The following is a 26,261-nucleotide window of genomic DNA, read 5'->3' on the forward strand; positions in this document are numbered from 1 at the left end:
GAGCACTTCCGGCATGAAGCTTAGGATAACCTGCCTGTAAAAAACAGGAAGATATGTAAAACGATTGACGTACAAGCTTTTACTAAACCCCAAACTCTTACAAAAGTATGAACTATTCTACTTTTTACCTACGGCTATGCATGACGGATCCGTGGGGGCAACTTAAGGAATTTATCAATTCCCGACTACTTGATAATAGTCCGGGAATGAAACGAAAATGGATTATGCGACTCAACTTTACCAGCATACTCTTATTAGCCGCCTGTCTGCACCTCTATGCGGCCGGTTATAGTCAACGTATTTCTATTAATGAACGGAATGCTCCGCTCGAAAAAGTACTGGATAAGATTGAGAAACAGAGTGGTTACTCCTTCTTTCTACAAACGGAGCTGCTGACGAAAAGCAATAAGGTCTCCATCCATCTGAAAAATGCTACCCTGGAAACGGTACTGGATGAGCTATTCAAAAACCAGCCGCTGAGTTATTCCATCATTAGTAAAACGATTGTTATCAAGCGAAAAGAAGAAGCGCTGCTTGATACCAGAGCGAATGCGTTTACGCTACAAACGGCCGAAGTAAGAACGGGGCTTAAAGTGGAGTCAGGGGCAGAATCTGTGAGAAAAACGTCGGATATACTGACCGACAAAGTCCAGAGTTTCAAGAGTGCGCTGGCTCCTATTACTGGCAGGGTCACCGACGAAAAAGGCGAAGGTCTGCCCGGCGTAAGCATTGTTGTTAAAGGAACGCAAAAAGGAACGACCAGCGATACCAGAGGGCAGTTTCAGCTTGATGTGACCGATAGAGGAGCAACCCTGGTCTTTAGTTTTGTCGGCTACGAAAGTCAGGAGGTTCCCATCGGAACACAGACCACCCTAAACGTGACCTTAAAGGTTAGCGAACGTGGCTTGCAGGAAGTTGTGGTGGTTGGCTATGGCGAACAACGCAAAAGTGATGTCACGGGTGCAACCAGTACGGTAACGGCTAAGGAGATTGCCAAACGGCCACTCGTGCGGGTTGAGCAGGCCTTGCAGGGCACAACATCGGGTGTAGTCGTGGCCAGCAGCAGTGGCCAGCCAGGCCGTGGCCTCAGCGTTCGGATACGGGGATCAAACTCCATCACGGGCTCCAACGATCCGCTCTATGTGATCGACGGGTTTATCGGCGGGAACATCGAATCCATCAACCCCAATGACATTGAATCGCTGGAAATCCTTAAAGATGCCTCTGCAACCGCTATTTATGGCTCCAGAGGATCAAATGGCGTTGTGCTCATTACCACAAAATCGGGTCAGGAAGGAAAGGCAAAGGTTAATTTCAGCACGTGGTTCAGCAGAGCCAGTATGCCCAAAAAACTGAGCCTGATGAATGCCTACGATTTCGCCCGTACCGTTAATACGCAGTTTACATCGACCGGAAATCCACCCGCTTTTTCGGATGATCGACTTCAGACGTTGAGGGCAAATGGTGGTACCGACTGGCAAAACGAATTGCATCAGGAACCGTTGCTACAGAATTACCAGCTCGATGTATCGGGTGGATCTGCCAATGTCAAATACCTGCTGTCGGCTAATTATCTCGATCAACCCGGCTTAATTCTCAATCAGTATTATAAGCGAACGACTTTACGGGCCAATATCGATGCCAAGATCAATGACCGGATAAATCTGAAATTCAACGTGGCTGCGGTGTTGCCGCAAAACCGGAATACCAACTACTCCGGCGACTTGACGGACCCATTTACACAGGCAACCGAATGGGACCCGACCTCCCCTGTTCGCGATCAGACTGGCGCGTTTATCCTCACTGCCCCCTATGCCTCTATTCAGTTTAACCCGGTAGCGCGCGCAACCAGTCAGTTCGATGAAAGCCGGAATACCAACCTTGCCGGAACGGGCATATTGACGTACCGCATTCTCGACGGTCTTACGTTTACCACAAACACGACCTACCAGGTATCATCGCCCTTTAATCAGACCCTGTTCGGTCCGGGAACGGGTAACGGCGTATTGTATGCACAGGTAAATGCGTCCAGAAACTGGAATTTTCAGAATAGTAATTTCCTGACCTACAAGGCTAATTTTGGCGACCATGGCCTGACCGTAACCGCATTGTATGAACAGCAGCAGGGACAGGGAATGTCCGTGAATGCCCGAGCCAATAGTTTATCGACCTATGCACTGGGCTATTATAATTTAAGTCTGGGAACAACGCAGCAAACCTCATCGGGCTATTCGGCCGATGCGCTGCAATCGTACATGGGTCGGGTCAACTATGCGTATAAAGACAAGTACCTGCTCACGGCCAGCGTTCGTACGGATGGTTCGTCTCACTTAACGCAGAAATACAGCACATTTCCCTCGCTGGCTCTGGGCTGGAATTTATCCAAAGAGGCTTTCATGCAGAACTCGAAGCTGTTTTCTGATTTAAAAGTACGGGCCAGCTACGGGCAAACCGGTAACCAGGCCGTTGGTGCCTACGCTACTATTGCCCAGGTTACGACCGGTGGCACCCAACCAGCTTATTATTATGATGGCACGACTCCGAGTGTTGCCACACCTCTGGGAGCCCCGGTATCGAGCAGTCTGAAATGGGAAACAACAACGCAGTATGACGCCGGTATCGATGCTTCGTTTTTAAACGGTCGCTTACGGTTCACGGCGGATGTCTATCAGAAAAATATATCAAACCTCCTCTACAGCTACCAGGCACCGTTCTACTTAGGTGGTGGCAATTACCTCCGAAATATTGGTAGTGTTGAGAATAAAGGGCTGGAATTTTCGCTTAGTGGCACCCCGGTTTCGGTGGGTAAACTACGCTGGACCAGCAACTTCAACATCTCCTTTAACCGGAATAAGGTAATCGATCTGGGAGGTCTCGATAATGTTATCGTAAACGGTGTCGGTTCTGCCCTGAACAGTGCTTCTATTCTGCGGGTCGGCCGGCCGCTGGGTGAGTTTTATGGCTATCAATTCCTGGGAACCTGGAAAACGAGTGAAGCCGATCAGGCAGCACAGTTTGGCATGAAACCGGGCGATGCCAAATACGTTGATGTGAATAATGACCACGCTTACACAGCTGCCGATCGCATGCCCATTGGCAACGGTACGCCCAAGTATTCATTCGGGTTTATCAACGATGTAAGCTATGGAAATTTTACCCTGAGCTTTATGTTCCAGGGCACGCACGGCAACCAGATTTACTCGCAGACTCTGGCTTATTTGTGGGGTGGTTTGGGCGATCAACGGAACGCTACCACAACCGACGCGCTGAATATCTGGACATCCAGCAATCAGACCGATAATCCGGCGTTCAGCAATACCAGCAAGAATTTCAACAACAGCAGCCGCTACGTATACGATGGCAGCTATACGAAACTGAAAAATCTGTCGCTGACGTACCGTATTCCCGACAACCTGCTCAACAAGGCAAAGATGCGTAACCTCGAAGTGTATGTGAGTGGTCAAAACCTCTTCACAATTACCAAATACCCAGGCTATGATCCGGAAGTATCGAATGGTACCAATGCCATTACCCAAGGCCTGGAAATGGGCGTTATCCCCAACCCAAGAACCTATACGGTAGGCTTACGGCTTGGTCTGTAATCAGTGTTTGTCCGTTTTAGAACCCGACTAAGAGACATAATCATGAACACCAAATATTCACTTATTCTCGTATTGCTTGTCCTGATTCTGACTGGCGGCTGTCAAAGTCTTACCGAAGACCCCAAAGGCAGTTTAACGCCCGGAACCTATTTTAAAACGCAGGCGGATCTGGACGCGTCTGTTTCGGCCATTTATATCCAGTTTGCCCGCGATGGTGCCTGGGGATTTACGAACCGAAGTACGTCCTATTTCGGGTCCGATGATTTCACCACTGATCCCGGCCTCAATAAAGAAGATTTTCGGCTATTCGATCGCTTGAGTGGCGGTAGTGGTAACTTAAGTCTGGTGGCGCAATGGCAAGGGCCCTGGCAGGGAATTTACCAGGCTAACAACGTGATTGCCAATTATGCCAAAGTCAATTCAACCGACGTGTTGAAAAATCAGGCTGCGGGTCAGGCGTATTTCCTGCGGGCATTGGGCTATTTCTATTTAGTGAGAACCTTTGGGCCCGTACCGATCATTCTGACGCAGATTGACGTAAATGATCGACCTCCCAGAGATGCTGTCGATAAAGTTTATGCCGCCATCATCAGCGATTTGCAGAAAGCGAAAGAGTTATTGCCGGTATCATTCCCAGGTCAGCCGGGCAAGGCGAATCAAATGGCCGCACGTTCGCTCTTGGCCGACGTGTATTTAAACATGACGGGTTGGCCATTGAATCAGGAAACCAATTACAAGCTGGCAGCCGACGAAGCAAATTCGGTGATGCAATCGGGACAATTCAATGTAAATACGCCTTATGCCACCGTTTTTTCTACAAACAACAGCCCCGAATCTATTTTTGGTTTTCAGTACAATGTAAGTGGCGGCCTGCCCCTACGGAGTGCCGGCTCATCTTCTGTACCACTCGACGAGGTAGCCACGAATGGGTCCAGTGGTTGGGATGACTATTATCCTGAGATCAATTTCTACAAGAACGCACCAAAATGTAACCGGACCGATGCAACGTTTTATACGACGATCAAGCTGCGCCAGCCCGACGGCAAAACGTTCAAGCTTGTTCCCTGGGATTCGCCCGAAACCCATGCTGGTCATCCTTATTACAAGAAGTTTCGGGCCGGTCTGAATGGCGACGGAGTCTCTGAAACTGAAACGACCATTAACGCCATCAATCCAAGTACCAACAAGGTCTATGATGTGATTCGCTATCCGCTTGTTCTGTTAGCCTATGCCGAAGCCTCGGCCATGGCAGCCGGTGGGCCAACCGCTGCGAGTTATAGTGCTATCAATCAGGTCAGAAAGCGTGCCGGCCTGCCCAATTTAACATCAGGGTTGTCGGCTCAGGCGTTTCGGGATTCGGTCGTGTATGAACGAGCTTACGAGTTTGCGGGTGAATTTGGCGTACGCTGGTTCGATATCGTACGGTTACAACTACTTCCGAAGATTATTGCAGCCCGAAGTCCATTAGAAAATCCGATTCCGGCAAACACCAATGTCAGTCAGAAGTATTTAGCTCCCATTCCTGTGAATGAAATGGCCAGAAATCCAGCCTGGACGCAGAATGATGGGTATTAACTAGCTTGCTATAACTCAACTTCCCGAATGTTTGAAACGTTTGGGAAGTTACAAAATATGATTCCAACGAACAGGCAAATTAATACGGCATAGATTTACTACAAATGAGCGCGGTAAAAGAATATAACGCAGTCAAAAAGCAATCAGCAAAAAGGATTATATTCTTTAAACTACTGAGTATTTTATCCTCAATTGTATTACTCTATATTCTCGAATTTTCACTTAAAGTTTTTCGTTATGGGCACGATTTACGATTATTTATTGAAGCACCTGAAAACAAAAATTTCTTACAGTTAAATCCAGATGCATCGAAGAAATATTTTACTAACCAGAAAATAGCAACGACTGGAAATATCGAATTATTCAAGAAGAATAAAGACGCGAATACGTTACGAATTTTCATCCTTGGTGAATCCACTACAATTGGCTATCCTTATTTTCACAACGGGTCATTTCATCGCTGGCTTCAATATCGATTAAGCCATACGTTTCCCGATCGAAATTTTGAAATTATTAATCTTTCGCTAACAGCTGTTAACTCCTATACGGTTTTTGGTTTTGCAAAAGAAGTCGTTAATTATGAACCCGATGCAGTATTAATTTATACCGGTCACAACGAATACTATGGAGCCTTAGGCGTTGGCTCAACCGAAAAGATAGGGAGTAACCCTAAACTCGTAAACCTGATCCTTTACCTGCGCCAGTTCCGCCTTGTGCAGCTACTGACCAACACCTACGAGCAAATACAACAGGCCATTGCAGGGAATACAGCCGACACCGGTGGAACCCGCATGAAGCTCATGGTTTCTGAACAAAAAATCCCCTATGAGTCAAAACTTTACCAGAAGGGTATTGAACAGTTCCATCATAACATAGATGAGACGCTGAAATTACTTTCTAAACGAAATATTCCTGTCTTCGTCAGCAATCTGGTTAGTAATGAAAAGGACTTGAAACCGTTCGTCAGCTTCCCCTCCGACAACGTTAAATTTCCGGCTTTTAACCGAAATTATATACTTGGTTTAGAAGCCTTAAAGAAACAAAATTACGCTGGAGCCCATAGATATTATCAGGCGGCAAACCAGATCAATAACACCCATGCACTTTGCAACTATTATTTAGGAAAAATCACCTACGAGCAAGGCAATTTCGGTCTGGCTAAAACCTATTTTACCAAAGCGAAAGATCTGGATGGTTTACGATTCAGAGCACCCGAAAAACTTAATGAGCTGATTAGCCAGCTGTGCCAGAAATATAAGGATGCTCATCTGGTCGATGCAAAAACCGAATTTGAAGCAAAGTCGGCAAATAAAATAATTGGCGACGAATTAATTCTGGAACACGTTCACCCTGACTTAATGGGTTATGCGTTATTGGCCGATGCATTTTACAAGTCCATGAAAAAAGAAAAGCTGATCGCGGTCAATACAGAGAACGAGATGAGCTTTTCTCAATTGATTCAGGAAATGCCCATAACAAAAGTGGATTCATTAGCGGGGCTGTATAAGGTGAGTAATCTGAAGCGAAACTGGCCTTTTCGTGAGGTCATGACATCGAACCCCTATACTATTAAAACAGTGGAAGAGAAGCTGGCTTATGGTGTAACGTCTCAGCAACTGGCATGGCCAGATGCCATCAGCCAGCTATATGACTATTATATCAATAACCATGAATTAGAAAAAGCGCGAAAGGTCGTTGAAACATTGGTCCTCGAATACCCAACCGATGCACGCTACTACGAAAAGGCAGCCATGTTAAGTGGCGAATTAAAAGACGACAGGAAGGCTATTTTCTATTTTAAGAAGGCATTTGCCCTGGCGCCTTCTTTTGACAAAGCCAGATACCTCTTTGTGCTCTATCTCAGGCTTGACCAACCAACCGAGGCCATACCCTTTCTGGATTATGCCATCCAGAACAACACCTCTCAGTTCAATCTGAACCCGGTGAAAGCTTATGCGGAACAGGTTGTACAACTGAAGCAGTCCTTAGCCGCAGACTCGACAAATCTGACTACCCTAAATCAAATCGCCAATGCCTACTACCGCATGGACAACAAAAGTGGAGCGTCGAAGTATCTCCAGAAAATCCTGAAAATAGACGCTGATAACCCAAATGCCCTGGCGCTGATGGCGCAAATTAAGTAAAAAATCCTGTGTACGATGAGCATGCTCAAAAAACGAATTAACAGAGCCAATAATCTTAAATCGACGTTGACAACTGTACCTGTACGCCGGATAGCCATTGGCGGATTGCTTGCCGGTAGTTGCCTGATCTATAGCATGCAACAACGGGATGGGGAGTTGCCAACAGGGCGCGATTGGCCAAATTATGGTGGTAATAAAGCAGGCAATCGGTACTCGCCACTCACCCAGATCAATACCAAAAACGTTACCGACCTACAAGTTGCCTGGATGTATGATGCCTCCGAAAAACAGGACCCCAATAATCCTGGTCGACGGAGAGATCGGGCCATTCAGTGTCAGCCCATTGTGGTCAACGGGATTCTGTATGGAACCACGCCTGAACTTAAATTATTTGCACTGAAAGCCGGAACGGGCGAGCAACTCTGGAAGTTTGAACCTTCAAAATCGGATCGACTGAATTCAAACCGGGGCGTTGTTTACTGGGAGTCCGGGAACGATAAACGTATACTCTATACCGTTGGTTCTAGTCTTTACGCAGTCAATGCAGAAAACGGTCAGGGCATTCTCAGCTTTGGCACAAATGGAAAAACGGATTTGCATGAAGGATTGCAAACCAACATGGATCATGATGTAAGTAAGCTTTCCGTTAATGCCACATCGCCCGGTATTGTTTATCGAAATACATTCATCATCGGTTCAAGTGTATCCGAATCCGGTGATGCAGCTCCTGGTCATGTCCGGGCTTTCGATGTGTTGTCGGGCAAACTAAAATGGGTTTTCCATACCATTCCTCAGCCCGGCGAGTTTGGTTATGATACCTGGCCACCAGATGCTTACAAGAAAATTGGCGCAACCAACAACTGGAGCGGCATGTCGCTCGACGAAACACGTGGAGTCGTTTATTTTGGCACAGGCTCACCCGCTTCTGACTTTTATGGTGGTGAGCGAAAAGGTCAGAACCTGTTCGCCAACTGCATTATGGCGCTGGACGCAGAAACCGGCAAAATGAAGTGGTATTATCAAACCATTCACCACGATCTGTGGGATCGCGACCATCCCAGCCCACCAAACCTCATCACGCTGAAACGGAACGGAAAAAGCGTCGACGCGTTGGTGCAGGCTACCAAAGATGGCCTGGTTTACGTACTGGATCGCGACAAAGGAACGTCGTTATTTCCGGTTGAAGAGCGTAAGGTTCCAGTCAATGGTCTGCCGGGCGAACATCCCTGGCCTACGCAGAAATTCCCGCTTAAACCCCTCCCCTTGTCCCGACAGGTTTATACCGAAGCCGACATTACAAACATTTCACCGGAGGCCCACGCCTACATAAAGGAACGTTATTTAAAAATTCGCACCGACAATAAGTTTGCCCCGCCGAGCACGAGTGGCACCTTGCTTTTTGGCTATAGCGGTGGTGCCGAATGGGGCGGCAACTCCATCGATCCTGGCGGTATTCTCTACCAGAATGTCAATGAAGAGCCCTGGGAGCTGATCATGACCGAACGGGCAAGTCTGAGTAAGCAAAATACCCCACTTACGGCTGGTAACGCGCTCTATACGGCCAATTGTGCTGCCTGTCATGGGCAGGATCGGCGCGGAAGCGGCCCCGAACTTCCTTCATTGATCGATATCGGCAAAAAACGCTCTTCGGACGAGATTAAAGCCATTTTGAAAACAGGGAGCGGGCGAATGCCATCCTTCCAGCACCTGTCTGAAAAAGACCGGGATGCGCTCGTCGGATTTCTGCTAAATACCGAAACGGCCTCGGCAAAAGTTGCCAGTACGCCACCTGCCTCTCCTGCAGCAACCAGTAAAAACGGCTTTCCATATGTACCAGCCTATGTGAGCAAGGTTTGGCAGCGCTTTACCGATAAGGATGGGTATCCGGGCATTAAACCGCCCTGGGGCACGCTGAACGCCATCGATTTAAACACCGGAAATTACCTCTGGCGGGTTCCGTTGGGCGAATACCCCGAACTGACAAAAAAAGGAGTTCCTATTACAGGTACAGATAGCTATGGCGGTCCACTGGCCACGGCGGGCGGGCTCGTGTTTATTGCGGGCACCAAAGACGAAAGAATCCGCGCTTTCGATAAAAAAACGGGGAAGGTCGTCTGGGAGTATCAACTGCCTGCGGGTGGTTTTGCTACACCCATCACCTACGAAGTCAATGGTAAACAATATGTGGTTATTGCTGCCGGTGGTGGCAGAGGCCAGAAGGCAGGAGGAAATTATGTCGCATTTGCGCTTAAGTAACGATAAAACAGACTTGATTTTGACAAGCAAAAAACGCCTTTTCACTCGTTCGCTCCCCGGCTCGTTATTTATCCTACTGGCGGGTTTAATCATCAGCATGAAACCTACCCTGCAGGTGCCGGAAGCTGATATCACAAACGGCCTTGTTCGGGCGAAACTGTATCTACCCGATGCACAAAATGGGTATTACCGGGGCACTCGCTTCGACTGGTCGGGGGTTGTCGCCAACCTCGACTACAAGGGGCATACGTATCATGGCAAGTGGTTCGACAACTACAATCCAACAACGCACGACGCTATTATTGGCCCGGTCGAAGAGTTTGGTCCATTAGGTTATGGCGATGCAAAAGCGGGCGAAACATTCGTTAAAATCGGAATCGGCGGTCTCACCCGGCCCGACGAAAAGCCCTACAATTCTTTCAAAACATACGCCATTGCCAATCCGGGTAGCTGGTCGGTGAAAAAGCAAGCCGATCAGGTGCAGTTTACGCATACCCTGAATGATAGCAATTATGGCTATGCGTACCAGAAAACACTGAAACTGACCAAAGGCAAACCCGAATTGGTAATAACGCATACGCTGAAAAACATAGGTATTCGCCCAATTGAGACTACGGCCTACGACCACAATTTTTTCGTGATCGATCAGCAACCTACCGGCCCGACGTATTCGGTTACGTTCCCGATTGCCGGTCTGTCGGCAGAAGGCGGAAAAGGAGTTGGTGAGGTCGTCAATCTTCAGGGCAATCAGCTTGTCTACCTGCGTGATTTAGGCAAACGCGAACAGGCTTATTTCCCCAATCTGGCGGCAGGCAAACCGGTTCCTTATGCGATCAATGTCGATAATACCAAAACAGGAGCCGGAGTGAAAGTGACCGGTGATCGGGATATCGCCCGATTAGTCTTCTGGTCATCGTCGACCACCGTATGCCCGGAACCTTATATCGATATTAAAGTAGAACCGGGAAAGTCATTTAGCTGGCAGATTGCCTATCAGTATTACACCAAATAAGCTATAAGTAGTCAAACAACCTGAACAAACTTTTGCCCTTAAAATCACGAAAACCTGCTATGAAAAACCCAGACCTACATTCAGAATCCAGTCGCCGGAACGCCCTTAAAATGCTGGGACTTGGCTCCACTGCCGGACTCTTCGGCCTCTTCGACAGTCCTAAGGCAAGAGCCGAAAATCGTACGACTCCTGCCTACGCCAAAGGGATGGCTCCCGTTACCATCAAAAGCGTTCGGGCCATTACCACAGCACCCGGAGGCCCTAACCTGGTCATCGTCAAGGTAGAAACCTCCGAACCCGGTCTATATGGCCTTGGATGCGCTACCTTCACCCAGCGAGCCCTTGTCGTTGTGCCCGCCATCAATGTCTACCTCAATGAATTCTGTGTCGGCAAGGATGTCGATAACATTGAAGATATGTGGCAATCGGCCTATGTCAGTTCCTACTGGCGCAACGGACCAGACCTCAACAATGCGCTCTCCGGCCTCGATCAGGCCTTGTGGGATATTAAAGGAAAACGGGCGAATATGCCTGTCTATCAGCTCCTGGGCGGCAAAGCCCGCTTTGCGGTGGATACATATACGCATGCCAGCGGACCTACACCCGAAGCGGTAGCCGATAAGGTGCAGCAATTCATGGAAATGGGGTTCCGGCACATCCGTATCCAGCAGGGTGGTTATGGTGGCGTTGGTGCAATGGCCGATATCAAACCTGATTTCAAAGCGGCTGGCTTTGCCCGCGAAACTGATGATTTTTCGGACCAGCGGACATACTTGAAACGGGTCCCTAAAATGTTTGATATCGTTCGAAAACGATGCGGTGAGGATATTCAGCTCCTGCACGACATGCACGAACTGACCGAACCCATCGATGCCATCAACATGATTAAAGGTCTGGAAGAATACCGTCCCTATTTTATCGAAGACCCATTCTCACCGGAAAACATGGGTTGGTTTAAGCAACTCCGCGCCACCACGTCAGTACCGATTGCCATGGGTGAATTATTCAACAATGTGAACGAGTTCAAAGAGCCTATGGCTAACCAGCTTTTCGACTTTATCCGTATTCATATTTCGCAGATTGGGGGCATCACACCGGCCATGAAAGTGGCTCGGCTCGGTGAGTGGTTTAATGTGCGAACAGCCTGGCACGGCCCTGGAGACACGTCGCCGGTGGGACATGCGGCCAACAACAGCATCGACATTGCGGTCTGGAATTTCGGAATTCAGGAGTCGCAGATGTTCAACGACAAGGTGAAGGAAGTTTTTCCGGGCTGTCCTACCATCAAAAACGGTTACTACCATGTCAGTGAATCGCCAGGCCTGGGCATCGACATCAACGAAAAGGAAGCGGCCAAATATCCGATCGGCACCAAATCGCGCTGGACGGTTCGCAAGAGTGACGGCACAATTTTGAAGCCGTAATCGATAGTATTGGATCTTTTTCCTGAAAACCTGCCGAACGTTTCGACCTTTCGGCAGGCACCAAACCGAATGAAAACACGGCCTTCCCTTATCCTGCTCTTTTTTTTATTGATTTCGATTGGCGTTAGAAGCCAGCAAGCGAAAGTAAACGACGGTGAGAGCAACAGCCTATACACCAATTACAAAGGATTGGTTATGGCTGGGTATCAGGGTTGGTTTGCTGCACAGGGAGACGAGTCGAACCGAGGATGGCATCACTATCAGAAAAAGGGCAGGTTCGAGCCGGGGTTTGCTTCCATCGACTTCTGGCCCGATGTGAAAGATTATCCGAAAACGTACAAAACGGCATTTCAATACGCCAATGGCAGCCCCGCTTATGTCTATAGTCCCTACGACGAAACCAGCGTCGATCTACACTTCAGGTGGATGAACGACTACGGTATCGATGGGGTATTCATGCAGCGGTTCCTGTCCGAAATAAAATCCGAAAGTGGGAAACGGCATTTCAACAAAGTACTGGCCAATGCGCTCAAAGCGGCCAAAAAGTACAAGCGGGCCATATGCATTATGTACGATCTAAGCGGATCAACCTCTGCCGACATGGCTCTGGTAGTGAGTGACTGGAATGAGTTGCAGCAACGTTTTGCCCTGTTCGATACGAATGAAAACCCGACCTACCTGCACCACAATGGTAAACCGCTTTTGGCTATCTGGGGTGTTGGTTTCAATGATAACCGTAAATACACCGTTGCCGACATCCAAACCGTAGTTGATTCGATAAAAGGCCCTACGAAGAAAACCTCGATTCTGCTGGGCGTGCCGTATTACTGGCGGACAATGACGAAAGACACGGAACCATCTGAATCGCTCCACCCGCTCATCAAAAGTGCCGACATTATTATGCCCTGGGCCGTCGGTCGTTACAATGCCAGTACGTACGCTTCTGTCGCCGGCAATACCCTGGCCGATGACATAGCCTGGTGCAAAACCCATTCAGTCGATTATGTACCACTTGTTTTTCCGGGATTCAGTTGGGGAAATTTAAAAAATAATCCTGCGGTCTATAATCAGATTCCGCGACTAAAGGGCGATTTCCTGTGGCAACAAGTCGCTGGCGCAAAGCAGGCTGGCGCTCAAAGCCTGTATGTAGCCATGTTCGATGAGATTGATGAGGGAACGGCTATTTTTAAAACAAAAAAAGAAGATGAACTACCTTTGAATGGCAATGGTAACTTTGTGGGTATTGAAGCTGATCTGGATGCTGATTATTATTTATGGCTCACAGGGCAGGCAGCCAGTTGGTTTCATAAAAACAAAGGATACAATCAGCAAAAACCATTCAGAAAAAAGTAGCTCATGAAATTTACCCTGGCCATTGCGATACTGTTATTGATGACCCTACGATGCAGTGCGCAATCGGGTCGGGCACCCGGATCAGGTGCCACGTATCGCAATCCGGTCATTGCCGGTGACTTTGCCGACCCATCGGTTATTCGCGTTGGCGATACGTATTACGCGGCTGGCACCTCATCGGAGTGGGGACCCGCCTATCCGATTTACACCTCAAAAGATCTGGTCAACTGGGACTATGTAGGACCCGTTTTTAAAACCCTGCCCGATTGGACAATGGGCAGCTTTTGGGCGCCCGAGCTTTTTTATCGGAATGGTTCATTTTATTGCTACTATACGGCCCGTCGAAAATCAGACAAACGATCGTATATCGGTGTCGCTTCTACCCGCGACCTTCGTAAGGGATTCACAGACCACGGATTACTGATCGAATGGACTACGGAAGCCATTGACGCATTTGTGCTTGAAGACGGCGCTAAATTGTACATAACCTGGAAAGCTTACGGTCTCGACAAAGGAAAAGACATCGAAATTCTCGGTGCCGAATTGGCTCCCGATGGGCTTAACGTAACCGGGAAAGCATTTACGCTCCTGAAGGCTGATCGAAATACCTGGGAAGCTGGCGGAGCCGAAGGGCAGGCAATCGTTAAGCGAGGTCGCTATTATTACATGACCTATTCGGGCAATGCGTGTTGTGGTGCGCAGTGCAACTATCAGGTGGGTTTTGCCCGCGCCGAAACGCTTCAGGGTCCCTGGCAAAAATACGCCGGCAATCCCGTATTGGTCAGTAACGACAGCTGGAAATGCCCTGGTCACGGAACGGTCGTCACGACGCCGGACAATCGGTATTTCTATTTGCATCACGCCTACAATGGCGTCGATTTTACCAACACCGGGCGGCAGGGCGTACTCAGTGAATTGGTTTGGGATGAAAAGACCCTTTGGCCTTCGTTCCTGAACGGGACCGCCACACCCACCGAAGCCAAATCACCCACGGGAGCCTTGCAGAAAAAGAACACTGATCTGGCAATTGATTTTGGTAAAAATACGGCAGATATAGCCTGGGTATGGGATGTAAGCCGTCCTAAACCCGTATTTACTATCGGAGATGGTCAGTTGCAACTGGCCAACTCGACACCGGGCACATCGGGCAGTTTTCTGGGGTTGGTTCTAAAAAAAGGGACATACACCTTTTCTGCGGGCATTAATCCACAAGCCGATTTGCTCCAAAGCATATGCCTGTATGGAGACGCCAGTAATGCGCTGGGCCTGGGGGTTCGTAAAGGTTCACTCGAACTCTGGCAAATCAAAGAGGGGGTTCGATCGGTGTTGAAAACACAGCCAATTCCCGAAAACACGTCTGCTGTTCAGCTACAGGTACGCAGCCGTTCAGGCTCGTCTTATGAATTCGGCTGGGCAGCCAAAGGAGGCCCGATGAACCAGCTGCCTATTGATAATCAACCCAATGGCTCATTTTTACCCCGTTGGGACCGGGCACCACGCATAGGTATTAGTGTTTCGGGCGAACAGAAAGGCAGTAGCCGAATTCAGTCGCTGGCGATGCAGTACAACTAAGCCGATAAGATTAACTAGACTTTACAGAACTTCGTCCAAAGCCATGCCACCGCACGGTGCGTGGTTAGTTTTTACATCAGTAGTAACCGTGGCACGACTTTTGGCAAAAGTCGTGTATACTTGAAAATCGCAGGTAAAAACGATCGGTCTGCTGTTAAACACACATGCTTCCAGCATACAAGCTCTACGGTGTTTATTTTCGAATTCATAACTCACGTTAATAATAGTATTATTTTGCGTAATCTAACCCCATAAGAACCTTATCGTATTCAACTTCAATTCCCTATGGATGGTAGCATTGTCATAAGTATCGTCATTGCCTTTCTGGTTGTGCGGTGGTTTCGTCGATTTATGAATACGGCCACCTACCTTCCCCAGTGGGATAATGTGCTGAAGCAAAGCTGGCTAGTTTTTATTGTTTTTATTGTCATCGGGCAATTGTTTTCGATCAAGGACAGCCATTTAAATGATTGGTATCTTTTTATCACGTTCAGTGGCGTGGTCGTCGCTCTGTTTATGATGCGCTCCTATCGACCGGCCCGAACGTTATTATTGGCAGTCATACCGTTTATGTTCTGCTTTTTAGTTTCTACACTGTTGGAAAGTATTGTACCCTCATTTGCCAAACAATACGGTGATTTGCTTGATTCGTCGAAGGTATTTGCCAGTATCTGGTTATTTACGTTCGTTATTATTGCCCGTAATCAGAAAAAAACAATAGAGGCCGATCGGTTGAAGCAGGAAGCAGAAGCCGAACGCACCCGGATGATCGAAGCGCAGAACGCTGACCTTGAACAGCTTGTGCAGGCCCGTACGGCAGAACTAATGGGGCAAAAGGAAGAACTACAGCAAGCACTTGTCCATTTGCAGGCCGCACAAAATCAGCTCATTCAGTCCGAAAAAATGGCGTCATTGGGAGAGCTTACCGCCGGTATTGCTCATGAGATTCAGAACCCTCTGAACTTTGTCAACAACTTTGCCGAAGTCTCCGTCGAATTGGTCGACGAACTCAAGGAAGAATTGGCAAAACCTGAAATAGATAAAGATTACATTCTGGATTTAGCCGATAACCTGACCCTTAGTCAACAGAAAATCAATCATCATGGCCGTCGGGCCGATGCCATTGTGAAGGCCATGCTCCAACACTCCAGGAGTAGCACCGATGAACGTCAACTCATCGACATCAATGCGCTTTGTGATGAGTTTCTTCGGTTGTCCTACCATGGATTGCGGGCGAAGGACAAAGAGTTCAATGCCGAATTAGTTACTCAATTTGACCCTAAAGCCGATAAGATAATGGCCGCCGGGCAAGAAATGGGCCGGGTGTTGCTCAATCTGTTCAACAATGCCTTTTATTCTGTTTCTGAGAAGAAAAAACGAAAAATCGGGCCAGCCGATTACATGCCTCTGGTACAGGTTGGTACGAAACGCCTTTCTGATCAGATCGAGATTCGGGTCAGAGACAATGGGCTTGGCATTCCGCAGGAGGTCCTCGATAAAATCTATCAGCCTTTTTTTACGACCAAACCAACCGGAGAAGGTACTGGATTGGGGTTATCTCTTTCGTATGACATCATTACGAAGGGACACAATGGCACGCTTAAGGTGAACACAAGTGAAAACGAGTTTGCCGAATTTGTGATTACTCTACCGGCATCTGACGGAATCAGCGTATCTTAGATCATAAAATCGCCTTACATGAAGATATTAGTGGTCGATGACGAAACGGATATTCAACCATTGTTTGAGCAACGGTTCAGACGGGAAATCCGAAGCGGTACTATGACATTTACGTTCGCCAACTCGGGCGAATCTGCCCTGGCTTATTTAGCGCAAAAAGGAACCGAAGCTGTCCTTATCCTGTCCGATATCAACATGCCTGGCATGAGTGGTCTGGAACTGTTGCGCCGGATTCGGAAGAGCCCTGTCGTTCCATCACCCATCGTCATGATGATTACGGCCTACGGCGACCAGCAGAATCATGATCAGGCCATACGCGATGGAGCCGATGATTTTTTAACCAAACCAATCGATTTTGCCGAGTTGAAAAATAAACTCAGCCAGTTGAATCCGTTATGAGTACAAAAATATTGGTGGTCGATGACGAAACTGACCTCGAATTGCTGATCAAACAGAAGTTCAGACGTAAGATTCGTGAGAATGCGTATGAATTTATCTTCGCCAGCAATGGTCAGGAAGCACTAACTAAATTAGCAGAACACCCTGATGTCGAGATCGTTTTAAGCGACCTTAACATGCCAATTATGGATGGGCTTACGCTGCTGACAAAACTTCCGGCACTGAATGCAATTTTGAAGGCAGTTGTTGTATCAGCCTATGGGGATATGAATAACATCCGCACTGCCATGAACCGGGGGGCTTTCGATTTTGTCATGAAACCGGTTGATTTTTCTGACCTGGAAATAACGATTGAAAAAACCATAAGTTATGTCGCGCAGGTACGCGAAACGCTTCGTGCCATTCAGGAAAACAATATCCTGAAAATGTATGTAGACGAAACGGTGATCAACTTTATGGCCCGGCCCGAGTTCGAAAATAGCTTATTGGTGAGCGAAATCGTTGAGGCCACAGTCGTTTTTTTTGATATCTGTGGGTTCACTGCAATCTCCGAAAAGCTACCTCCCGATCAGGTCGTTAACTTACTGAATACATATTTCGACCAGATCGTAAAAGGAGTCATTGCCCAGGGCGGCTACGTCGATAAATTTATGGGTGATGCCGTGATGGCTGTTTTCCGGGGAACTCACCACCTCGACCGTGCCATTGATGCGGCTCTGGCCGTGCGGCAACAGATTCAGACCAATCAGGCACAGCTATCAGAAGGTATTCAATTTCAACCGAGCGTGTCTACGGGTATTAATACAGGAGAGATGGTTTCAGGAAATATTGGATCGGCATCGCTCCGGCGGCTGGATTATACGGTTATCGGCGATACGGTCAATTTGGCGCAGCGGCTTCAGTCAGTGGCCAAACCCAATCAGATTTTAATCAACGAGTCTACCTATCAGCGCATTAAGGAATCGTTTCAGTGCGAAAAAGTTGGCGAAGTAAACCTGAAAAACAAAGCCAACCCCGTTACTATTTACGAAGTACTGGCTTAGTTAAAGGTTACATTTTTTATAAAGTTAACCCTAGCTTTGTGACCAAGTACGGTATCGATCATTCAGGAAAACGGCTATTCTATGAACTACCAGGCTGCCGAACACTACATCCTGCATCAGTTGAGGACAAACCTGTCGCCAACACTCTATTATCATGGTGTTCATCACACACTGGACGTAGTACAGGCGGCCCGTCGCCTGGCCGAAGCGGAAAGAATTGATGACGAAGAGTCCGTCGAGTTGCTGCATACAGCGGCCTGTTTTCACGATGCCGGTTTTCTGACTACTTATCAGGGACATGAAGAAAAAGGAGGCTTGATTGCCAGGGAGGTTCTGCCGCGTTATAATTACCTGCCCCAGCAGATCGAGATTATTTGTGGAATGATTATGGCCACCCGAATTCCACAAACACCCCTCACTCAGCTAGAGCGAATTATATGCGATGCCGATCTTGATTATCTTGGTCGCGACGACTTCGAACCCATTGCCGATTCGCTTTTTCAGGAACTCCAGGCCCGGAATATGGTGACCAGCAAGCCGGCCTGGAACCGCATACAGGTTCAGTTTCTGGAAAAACACCACTATTGGACCACGACTGCTATTGCCTGGCGTCAGGCTACCAAGCAGCAATGGCTCGACAAATTGCGAACCATTGTCGAATCAGAAACGAATCTGGCTAATTAAGTGTACTTGTATCAGGGGCAACCAATCAGGCCGACGCGGATAAATCCCGAAGGAGTTCATTCTGTCGGCGTAACCGCTGGCACAACGCCCTTATAATGTTTTGCAGGACTTCGCCCCGCTCTTCCATCAGGTCGTAGAAATCGTCGTGGTCGATCCGGAAAGTCAGGGTATCTGAATGGGCTATTGCCGTTGCCGAACGGGGCTCAGCATCTAACAGCGCCAGTTCGCCGAAAAAGCCTCCCTTCGTGAATTTTGCCAACTGTTCGGACCCATCAAAAATTCCGACTTCACCATCATAAATAATGAACAGGCTGGTACCCGTTTCACCCTTGGCAAAAATTTCCTGCCCCTCATGAAACGTTACCTCATTCATGATCTGCGCTACACTGCTTAGTACATTTTCGGGGGTATCGGCAAAAAGAGCTGTTCGTTTAAGCGCAATTACGCGATCCACTGCCGAAACCTGGGCGGTTTGAGAATGTTTGATGCTCATATAGTCGTATCCATTCAGCGAAGCGACCAGCTTTTGCTGGCTAACGGCTTCATTAGCGGCTAGTTGTTGAAGTGCATTGAGTGCACTTTCATGAATCAGTAAATTAGCTGAGTTCAGATGCGGGTAGATGTAAGTCAGTATGCCTTCACTGGCCTTGATCTGATTCAGGGCTACACTGATTGTCCAGTCAGAAAAATAAGCTTCACCCTGGCGGATAATATAAACCTCTATCGGTTCTGAATCGGGAACAGGCGCCAGAAGTTTAGCTAACAATCGTAGTTTTTCGTCAACGGGCAGATCATCGACCAGCGTCTGCAAACTGCGGTAGACCGGTTGAGGAATCAGATTGTCAAGCATTTCGAGTGCATTGGCTTTGCGGTCGCGGGTAGCGTTGGCGACACCCCGCTGGGCATCGGCAATTGGCTGCGGATCGTAAAGTTGCATCAGCAAACCAAAAACGCGCTGTTGCAGCAATGTTAATTCATACTCAAGACACGTAGCCAGATAAACGTTCGGTTCACCGGCAAGACTTCTAAATAAGCGCTGCGCCAATTGCCATTCCTCATCCAGAATAGCCTGAAACCTTGCCGAATCAGCTGTCAGCGGATCAAAATTTCGCAGGGCTTTTAGTGCAGCAGCCCGCCAGAACAGATTGGGCAATTCGGCTAATTCGACCAATAGCTCCCGGCTTTCGGGCGCATCAATGTGACCACATACGCGGGCTATACGTTGAATCAGTATCCGGTTTGCCTGAGGCTGCACCGCCATCCGCAGATAGGGAACGACGGCTTCTCCTCCACTGATCAGGCTCTCCATTGCTGCCCGCCAAAGTAAAGGCCTCGTCAGTAAACCAATAACCGTGGGTGTCAATCTATTTCCAATCAAACTCCCGGCTACCTGTATACCAGCCTGTTGCAACGCTACGTCCTGACTAGTCAATGCCTCATCAACCATGAGGTGTTGTTGACTTTGCGTAAAAAACGCATGGAGTGTCAGAACGGCTTTTCGGTGTGATATATCATCGGATTTGAGCAGGTCGGATAGATGCTGACGAGCAGTCTGATCATCAGGATTGGCTTTTAATCGGCCCTGAATGGCTCCTATTCTAGTTGACAGATCGGTTTGTTGCCAGAGGTCGGTCAGGTGCTGACTGCCAGCATCGGGATGTTGCGCTAGCCAGTGAGCAGCCGATTGGCGCAGAAGTGGTTCGGTATCTGTCGTCGCAAGAGCGAATAACAAAGTAGGGTCCGTTTGAATCTGTAGCGAACTTAATGTCCTGACCCGTATCGACCCGTCGGGATGTTGCAGTAACGCTGCCGACTGCGCCACTAATGTAGCCGGTTCATGCTGTTGTAGCCAGTCAATAGCATTCAGCACATCGGTAGAATCATCACTTTGCAGATTGCTGATAATGGCTTTGCGAGCGGCTACGGGCATCAGCAGATCATCGTTACCCAGAAAACGGCGCTCCAATGCATTTTTTAGAGTATCAAGATAGTGGCGATACGTCCGATTCAAAAAAAACAGGGCAAGCCCCATAAACAGCGCCATCCATACAAAAGGAATCCAGTACGGAAGCTGCGGAAAGTAATGCAGGCTATACAACAATACGCCAGCCAATGCCATTCCGAGCGGCTCGTAAAAGCCTTTAACCAATGTATGCCCTTTTAGCCGGGTATGTGGTGTAAGGGGTTGAAACAGAACCAGAAAAATCGGATCGAATACGGCCCGGCGAAGCACTTCCAGAAGCAAATACAAGCCACAAAAATAGACCAGCAGACCCGTTTCGCTTACATTCGATTCCAGTAGAATACCAAACAGCGCTATGCCAACTAAGGCGACAATGGGCAGCATCGCCAGCGACCAGCGAATGCCAATCCGCTCGAACGTTTTCCAGGACAGTACCAACTTAAACGCTAAGGCCGATAGGTACGTCAGGATAAGTACGAAGCCGATAAACTGCATCAGATCGACCTGGTGGTGAAATTTTTGTTTGACGTTGACAAAGAAAAAATACTCGACACTCGTTACCACGCAGGCAATCGCGGCCAGGCTCAGGCACATGGTAAAGACAAGTTCGCTCCCGCCAAACAACTGGCTGATGAGTGGTGGCGTCGGGCGTCGATGGATTCGGGTTTGGGCTGGCGTTACATCAACGACATGCGACTTAATCGTAAGCCTTAGTACATACATGGCCGCGCCAAAGGCCACAAATGCGGTAAGCAGCAATAAAACCAGATCGGCATGAGCGTGTACCACGACCGACAGCAAAGCGCCAAGTGCTTTGGCGGGCATGTCTCCCGAACTGATAATGCTGAATAATCGCTTGCCCTGTCGCACATCGAACACAACCGCCGAAACACCCCAGAATTCCAGATTTGTCAATAGATAAATCATCCGGTAACCAACCATAATTGCCACGGCTGATGCTACGGAATGGCCAAAAAGCACAAACAAACCCAGAATAAAGGTCAGAACAGAAACAGCCAGCAGCACCCGGAAAGCGAGTCGTTTTAATAACAGATGATGCTCGAAGTACGTATAAATCCGACCGATAGCCATCATGGCCAGGGCAGCACTTACATACGCAATCGGCAAGCTGGTTTGAGGATGATTTTCGAGCAGAATCACATTGGCCGCCACATACACTAGGATGGTGCCAATGCCTAAAAAGAAATTATGCAGAAAAAAGAGCCAGACTGTTGCCGCTTCCGTTGAGCGAACACCAATGAACCGATACCAGACCTGAGCAGATGTCATTATGCGAAGAAACGAAAGTAGCTCAATGTTTACATTCTGCCGTAAAATCAGCGAATGGACTGTAAAATAACACAAAGTTGCCGGTATCTGGTCAAAAGAATTGAACAACAGACACGATTCCGGCCAATGTATTTGGTCGCCAAAGAGTTAGATGTGCAGCCGATTCGTTGGCCTAAGACCTTTCGCTGTCAGGCGTGCCACGGTTATCAGGAGCATCATCAGCAACCGTGGCACGCCTGACAGCGAAAGACCTAAACCTGTAAAATCCGACGAATCAAGCTGGTTTCTCTGATCAATCAGGCAATGGGTCTACCCATTTATCAGGCCTGATTTCTTACCTGGCTGTTGTAAATCCGCAGCAGGGGTCTTCTCTCCAGGGAAAGCGTAGATAAATGGTGGTAAAGTTTTCTTTGGTATAGGTGATTTATTGTTAAGGAGCTAGTGGATTAAAGTGATCAACGCGTGTCAGCGATCCAAAAAGCGATCGTTTTTCGGTCTGACTGCCATTATTAAAGATTCGGAAGCTATCCCAGCTTACATAAGCGGTGTTGCTCTCAATCTCCAGATAGCCGGGTGTTTTGACCGCGTCGAGTTGAGGTAAATAGACCACAGAGAGGGTTACACTTGGCTGACTTTTGGGGTAAAATGTCCAGGTGAGCCGCATAGAAATGTCAGGCCGGGGTTTCGTTAATGAAGGATAAGGCTGCTTCGGCTGAAGACAGGTCATAATTATCCCAGACAGTATACAGCCAATCGCGATCAGAGGGACTGAGCGGATCAGAATAACCCAGTTGAGTCAATTCATCAATTACGTCGTCGAGCCACTGCTCAAAGGTTTGCGATTCGATGGGTTTACTATACTCGGACATAAGGAATAGATAGGTAAACAGACAAATTTATGGACCACATTCATACAAAGGTATAATCTCCTGGTAATAAACAAATTAACGTTTTATCTTCTCTATAGCTACCAAAGCTGCCAAGCCGAATACTTGTACGAATAACAATTTTACCGCTTGTGTTTAAGATTCAGTTTATACCTTCTTATGGAGGTGAGCCGTGCCACGGTTTAGAACCGTGGCACGGCTCACCTCCATAAGAAGATCCTATTCCTATCGATAGAGTCAACTTTCCCCTCCTGCCAACTAATTTTTTTAGTAGTAACTAACAATTTGTGGACTTATTGAACAAATTTAGATTTAACCGTTCATTTGCGACCTGAGTATTGTAAGTAAGTCTGTCAAGCTGGAAGTTTATTTTGCAAATAATTGACAATCAACCCTTACAAACTCATTTCTTCATCAACAACTAAAAACATCTAAGTTAGTTAACTTGCAGCTACCCGTACATCATTAGTGAGCTTGGGTAGCTGCAACATCGGCCAAACAGATTGGACATGGCAAAGCTAAAGTAGCCGGGAATGTGACAATCGAGACCTGGTTAGGTTAAAACGTTCCGGTGGTTCTCGCTCTGGTGCCATTTGCCAATCGCTTCTCTTCTAAAAATCAGCAGACTATGAACCGCTTCATATAGCTCCGAAAACACTGGAATACGACTCACCCAAATTGAGGTAAATTCCGACATGGTCGCTACAACTACTGGACAGGGTTCTTTTCTCAATCACTATACCCTTACTAATTTATTTTTCATGAAGCCGTTTCCTCTTTATCTGATCACCCTATTTATTTCATTTAGCACCCTGGTTCGCGCTCAGCCAAAAGGACAATGGACTTATTTGTTTGATGGCAAATCAGTTGAACCCTTAAGAGGTTACAGGATGAGCTCGTTTCCGACCGAATCCTGGAAAATAGAAGACGGAGCCCTGGTAGCTCAGACAGGTGTGCCTAACATAGATCTGGTGACGAAACAACCCTACAAAAATTTTGAACTTACCCTCGACTGGAAAGTATCGGTAGCAGGCAATAGCGGTATATTTTATTACATGAATGAAGAAGCCGATAAGCAGGTTGGCAATGGAAACAGCTCGAATTGGCTCGATAATTTCGAAATGCAGATACTGGACGATATCAACTTTAACGATAAAGCGCCAATACGGTCGGCGGGGTCGCTTTATGACCTGATCGAACCTACGCACAAACAGTTGAAACCCGTAGGCGAATACAATCAGGCTCGGTTAATTGTCAACAACAATCACGTAGAGCATTGGCTGAACGGCATTAAGGTAGTTGACTATCAGATTGGATCGCCCGAACTGCTTGACTTGATCAGTAAAAGTAAGTTCAAGAACAATCCCAAATTTGCCAAATCGACAAACGGGCTTATCATGATTCAGCACCACGGGCAAAAGGTGTGGCTGAGAAACATTAAAGTCAGGTCGTTATAGGCGAAAGTCCTTTAATTGATCACGCTTAATACTTCAGCCTTTACTAGCTTCCGTTTCAGCATAACTCTACTGCCGAAGTAGGTAAAAACTGCGTATCAATGCCTTTTCCAAAGGTATAAAACTCTGCTCCTTCCGAAAATCTCACGCAGGTCTGGAGCATGAATGTCGGCTCTCCGTTCAGAAAAACACGTCTGATTTATTCTTTCTACCTCTTGGATTCGAAAACATAAATCATTTCTAATCAATCATTTAGATAAACGATTTTGATGAAAACCCTAAACCTGATTTTACTGGCATGTGTTGCCAGCTTATCACTACTAACCATCACTCCACTTCTGGCGCAAAAACAGAACCTTGGCCTGTTTGACGGCCATGGTGATATTGGCGACGTTCTGAAACCGGGGTCCGCCGTCTATAATACCCAGAATCACACCTATGAACTGTCAGGCTCAGGCTACAATGTCTGGTTCGACCACGATGAGTTCCATTTTATGTGGAAACGTTTAAAGGGCGACTTTATCCTGTATACTAGAGCCTCGCTTCTGGGTAAAGGCGTAGACCCCCACCGCAAAGTTGGCTGGATGGTTCGTAGTAGTCTGGACGGGAAATCGGCCCACATCAACGCCGTTGAACATGGCGATGGCCTTACATCGCTGCAATTCCGCCGGACCAGTGGAGCCAATACCGAAGAAGTTCGCTCTAAATTAACGGGCGCCGACGTGATTCAACTGGAACGGAAAGGGAATACCTATACAATGCGGGTAGCTAAGTTTGGCGAACCTTTTGTAACAGAACAGGTAAGCGACCTGAATCTTGGCGATGAAGTTTATGTCGGATTATTTATTGGGTCGCACAACAAAGATGTACTTGAACGGGGCGTCTTCCGCGACGTACGCATTAGTGTTCCTGCGCACGATGGGCTGATTCCCTACCGCGACTATCTGGCCAGTAATCTGGAGATTCTGGATGTAACAACTGGTAATCGGCAGGTGATTTTCAATGCCCCCAAATCGATTCAGGCTCCTAACTGGACGCCTGATGGAAAAACGTTACTTTACAATGGCGATGGTCAGATGTATACCTTCGATTTAGCGAAACGGCAGTCTATGCCATTAAATACGGGGGAGGTAAAAAATAACAACAATGATCACGTGCTGTCTTTTGATGGCAAGATGCTGGGACTCAGTAGTGGCGTAAAAGAGTTGGGAGGTTCAATCATTTACACCGTTCCCGTAACGGGTGGTTCTCCCAGACAGATTACGCCAAAAGGTCCTTCGTATCTTCACGGCTGGTCGCCGGATAAGAAGAGTTTAGTCTTTACCGGATCGCGCAATAACGAATATGACATTTATCGGGTACCGGCTGCCGGTGGTGATGAAGTTCGACTAACCGATGCCAAAGGTCTTGATGATGGTCCGGAGTATACACCCGATGGTAAGTATATCTATTTCAACTCAAGCCGTACCGGCACCATGCAGATCTGGCGCATGAAAGCCGATGGCAGCCAGCAGGAGGCAATTACCAATGGGGAGTTTCACGATTGGTTTCCGCACATATCGCCCGATGGCAAATGGATTCTGTTTCTTTCTTTTTTGAAGGAAGAAGTGAAACCCGATGATCACCCGTTCTATAAACACGTTTACCTGCGTATACTGCCCATTTCGGGCGAAGGGCAACCCAAAGTAATTGCCTACATCTACGGGGGTCAGGGAACAATAAACACACCCTCCTGGTCGCCCGATAGCAAACGAGTCGCTTTTATTAGTAACACCGCAGTGAGTAGTATCAGTCCGGTTGAAAAATAGCCCTGAGCTTTCGTATACTCTTAAAAGGGTAGATTAATCTGCTCTTTGATCAATCTTTTCCCAGAACCTGAAAAAAGCCTGATCAAGTGATCAGGCTTTTTTCATTCGCTTATCT

17 protein-coding genes are annotated in these 26,261 nt (G+C 47.6%); 14 read left to right on the top strand and 3 right to left on the bottom strand.

The window, feature by feature from the left end; genetic code table 11:
• Positions 1–107 precede the first annotated feature (107 nt).
• The 12 genes from G8759_RS24900 (at position 108) to G8759_RS24955 (ending at position 18,744) form a co-directional block, all read left to right on the top strand.
• Positions 108–3,602 carry a TonB-dependent receptor gene (locus G8759_RS24900; protein ID WP_167214243.1) on the top strand — a complete coding sequence of 1,165 codons (3,495 nt, stop codon included), beginning with the start codon at positions 108–110 and terminating at the stop codon, positions 3,600–3,602.
• Between the two features lie 42 nt (positions 3,603–3,644).
• Positions 3,645–5,177, top strand: a complete 1,533-nt coding sequence (locus tag G8759_RS24905) for a RagB/SusD family nutrient uptake outer membrane protein (protein WP_167214246.1) — start codon at positions 3,645–3,647, stop codon at positions 5,175–5,177.
• A 104-nt stretch (positions 5,178–5,281) separates the two neighbouring features.
• The gene (locus G8759_RS24910; protein ID WP_167214249.1) at positions 5,282–7,321 is read left to right on the top strand and encodes a tetratricopeptide repeat protein; all 2,040 of its coding nucleotides are present in this window, start codon (positions 5,282–5,284) and stop codon (positions 7,319–7,321) included.
• A gap of 135 nt (positions 7,322–7,456) precedes the next feature.
• Positions 7,457–9,577 (top strand): outer membrane protein assembly factor BamB family protein, encoded by a 2,121-nt coding sequence (locus G8759_RS24915; RefSeq protein WP_167219240.1) that lies wholly within the window; start codon positions 7,457–7,459, stop codon positions 9,575–9,577.
• Positions 9,578–9,674: 97 nt separating this feature from the next.
• Complete coding sequence (locus tag G8759_RS24920) at positions 9,675–10,589, top strand: hypothetical protein (protein WP_232073932.1); 915 nt, start codon at positions 9,675–9,677, stop codon at positions 10,587–10,589.
• Positions 10,590–10,648: 59 nt separating this feature from the next.
• Positions 10,649–12,013, top strand: coding sequence for an enolase C-terminal domain-like protein (locus G8759_RS24925; RefSeq protein ID WP_232073933.1), 1,365 nt, complete (start codon positions 10,649–10,651; stop codon positions 12,011–12,013).
• A 69-nt stretch (positions 12,014–12,082) separates the two neighbouring features.
• Positions 12,083–13,366 carry a glycoside hydrolase family 71/99-like protein gene (locus G8759_RS24930; RefSeq protein ID WP_167214252.1) on the top strand — a complete coding sequence of 428 codons (1,284 nt, stop codon included), beginning with the start codon at positions 12,083–12,085 and terminating at the stop codon, positions 13,364–13,366.
• 3 nt (positions 13,367–13,369) lie between these two features.
• Positions 13,370–14,938, top strand: a complete 1,569-nt coding sequence (locus G8759_RS24935) for a glycoside hydrolase family 43 protein (RefSeq protein WP_167214254.1) — start codon at positions 13,370–13,372, stop codon at positions 14,936–14,938.
• Between the two features lie 285 nt (positions 14,939–15,223).
• Positions 15,224–16,618 (top strand): ATP-binding protein, encoded by a 1,395-nt coding sequence (locus tag G8759_RS24940; protein ID WP_167214257.1) that lies wholly within the window; start codon positions 15,224–15,226, stop codon positions 16,616–16,618.
• Positions 16,619–16,636: 18 nt separating this feature from the next.
• Positions 16,637–17,017: a response regulator gene (locus G8759_RS24945; protein WP_162389517.1), complete on the top strand. Its 381-nt coding sequence runs from the start codon at positions 16,637–16,639 to the stop codon at positions 17,015–17,017.
• Positions 17,014–18,060 (top strand): adenylate/guanylate cyclase domain-containing protein, encoded by a 1,047-nt coding sequence (locus G8759_RS24950; RefSeq protein WP_167214260.1) that lies wholly within the window; start codon positions 17,014–17,016, stop codon positions 18,058–18,060. Before G8759_RS24945 ends, G8759_RS24950 begins: the two co-directional genes overlap by 4 nt.
• 81 nt (positions 18,061–18,141) lie before the next feature.
• Entirely contained in the window at positions 18,142–18,744 is a 603-nt protein-coding gene (locus G8759_RS24955; protein ID WP_167214264.1) for an HD domain-containing protein, read from the top strand.
• Positions 18,745–18,769: 25 nt separating this feature from the next.
• Here the strand turns inward: G8759_RS24955 and G8759_RS24960 are convergent, their stop codons facing one another.
• The 3 genes from G8759_RS24960 to G8759_RS24970 all read right to left on the bottom strand — a co-directional run bounded on the left by G8759_RS24960 (position 18,770) and on the right by G8759_RS24970 (position 22,866).
• A complete protein-coding gene (locus tag G8759_RS24960; protein ID WP_167214267.1) occupies positions 18,770–21,997 on the bottom strand; it encodes a cyclic nucleotide-binding domain-containing protein in 3,228 nt (1,075 codons plus the stop codon).
• A 430-nt stretch (positions 21,998–22,427) separates the two neighbouring features.
• Complete coding sequence (locus G8759_RS24965) at positions 22,428–22,661, bottom strand: hypothetical protein (RefSeq protein WP_167214270.1); 234 nt, start codon at positions 22,659–22,661, stop codon at positions 22,428–22,430.
• 7 nt (positions 22,662–22,668) lie between these two features.
• Positions 22,669–22,866, bottom strand: coding sequence for a hypothetical protein (locus G8759_RS24970; RefSeq protein ID WP_162389512.1), 198 nt, complete (start codon positions 22,864–22,866; stop codon positions 22,669–22,671).
• 779 nt (positions 22,867–23,645) lie between these two features.
• Between G8759_RS24970 and G8759_RS24975 the strand changes: the two genes are divergently transcribed.
• Positions 23,646–24,341 (top strand): 3-keto-disaccharide hydrolase, encoded by a 696-nt coding sequence (locus G8759_RS24975; RefSeq protein ID WP_167214272.1) that lies wholly within the window; start codon positions 23,646–23,648, stop codon positions 24,339–24,341.
• A gap of 266 nt (positions 24,342–24,607) precedes the next feature.
• Positions 24,608–26,146 carry a TolB family protein gene (locus G8759_RS24980; RefSeq protein WP_167214275.1) on the top strand — a complete coding sequence of 513 codons (1,539 nt, stop codon included), beginning with the start codon at positions 24,608–24,610 and terminating at the stop codon, positions 26,144–26,146.
• Positions 26,147–26,261 lie beyond the last annotated feature (115 nt).

The sequence above is a fragment of the Spirosoma aureum genome, from assembly GCF_011604685.1.
GTDB classification, from domain to species: domain Bacteria; phylum Bacteroidota; class Bacteroidia; order Cytophagales; family Spirosomataceae; genus Spirosoma; species Spirosoma aureum.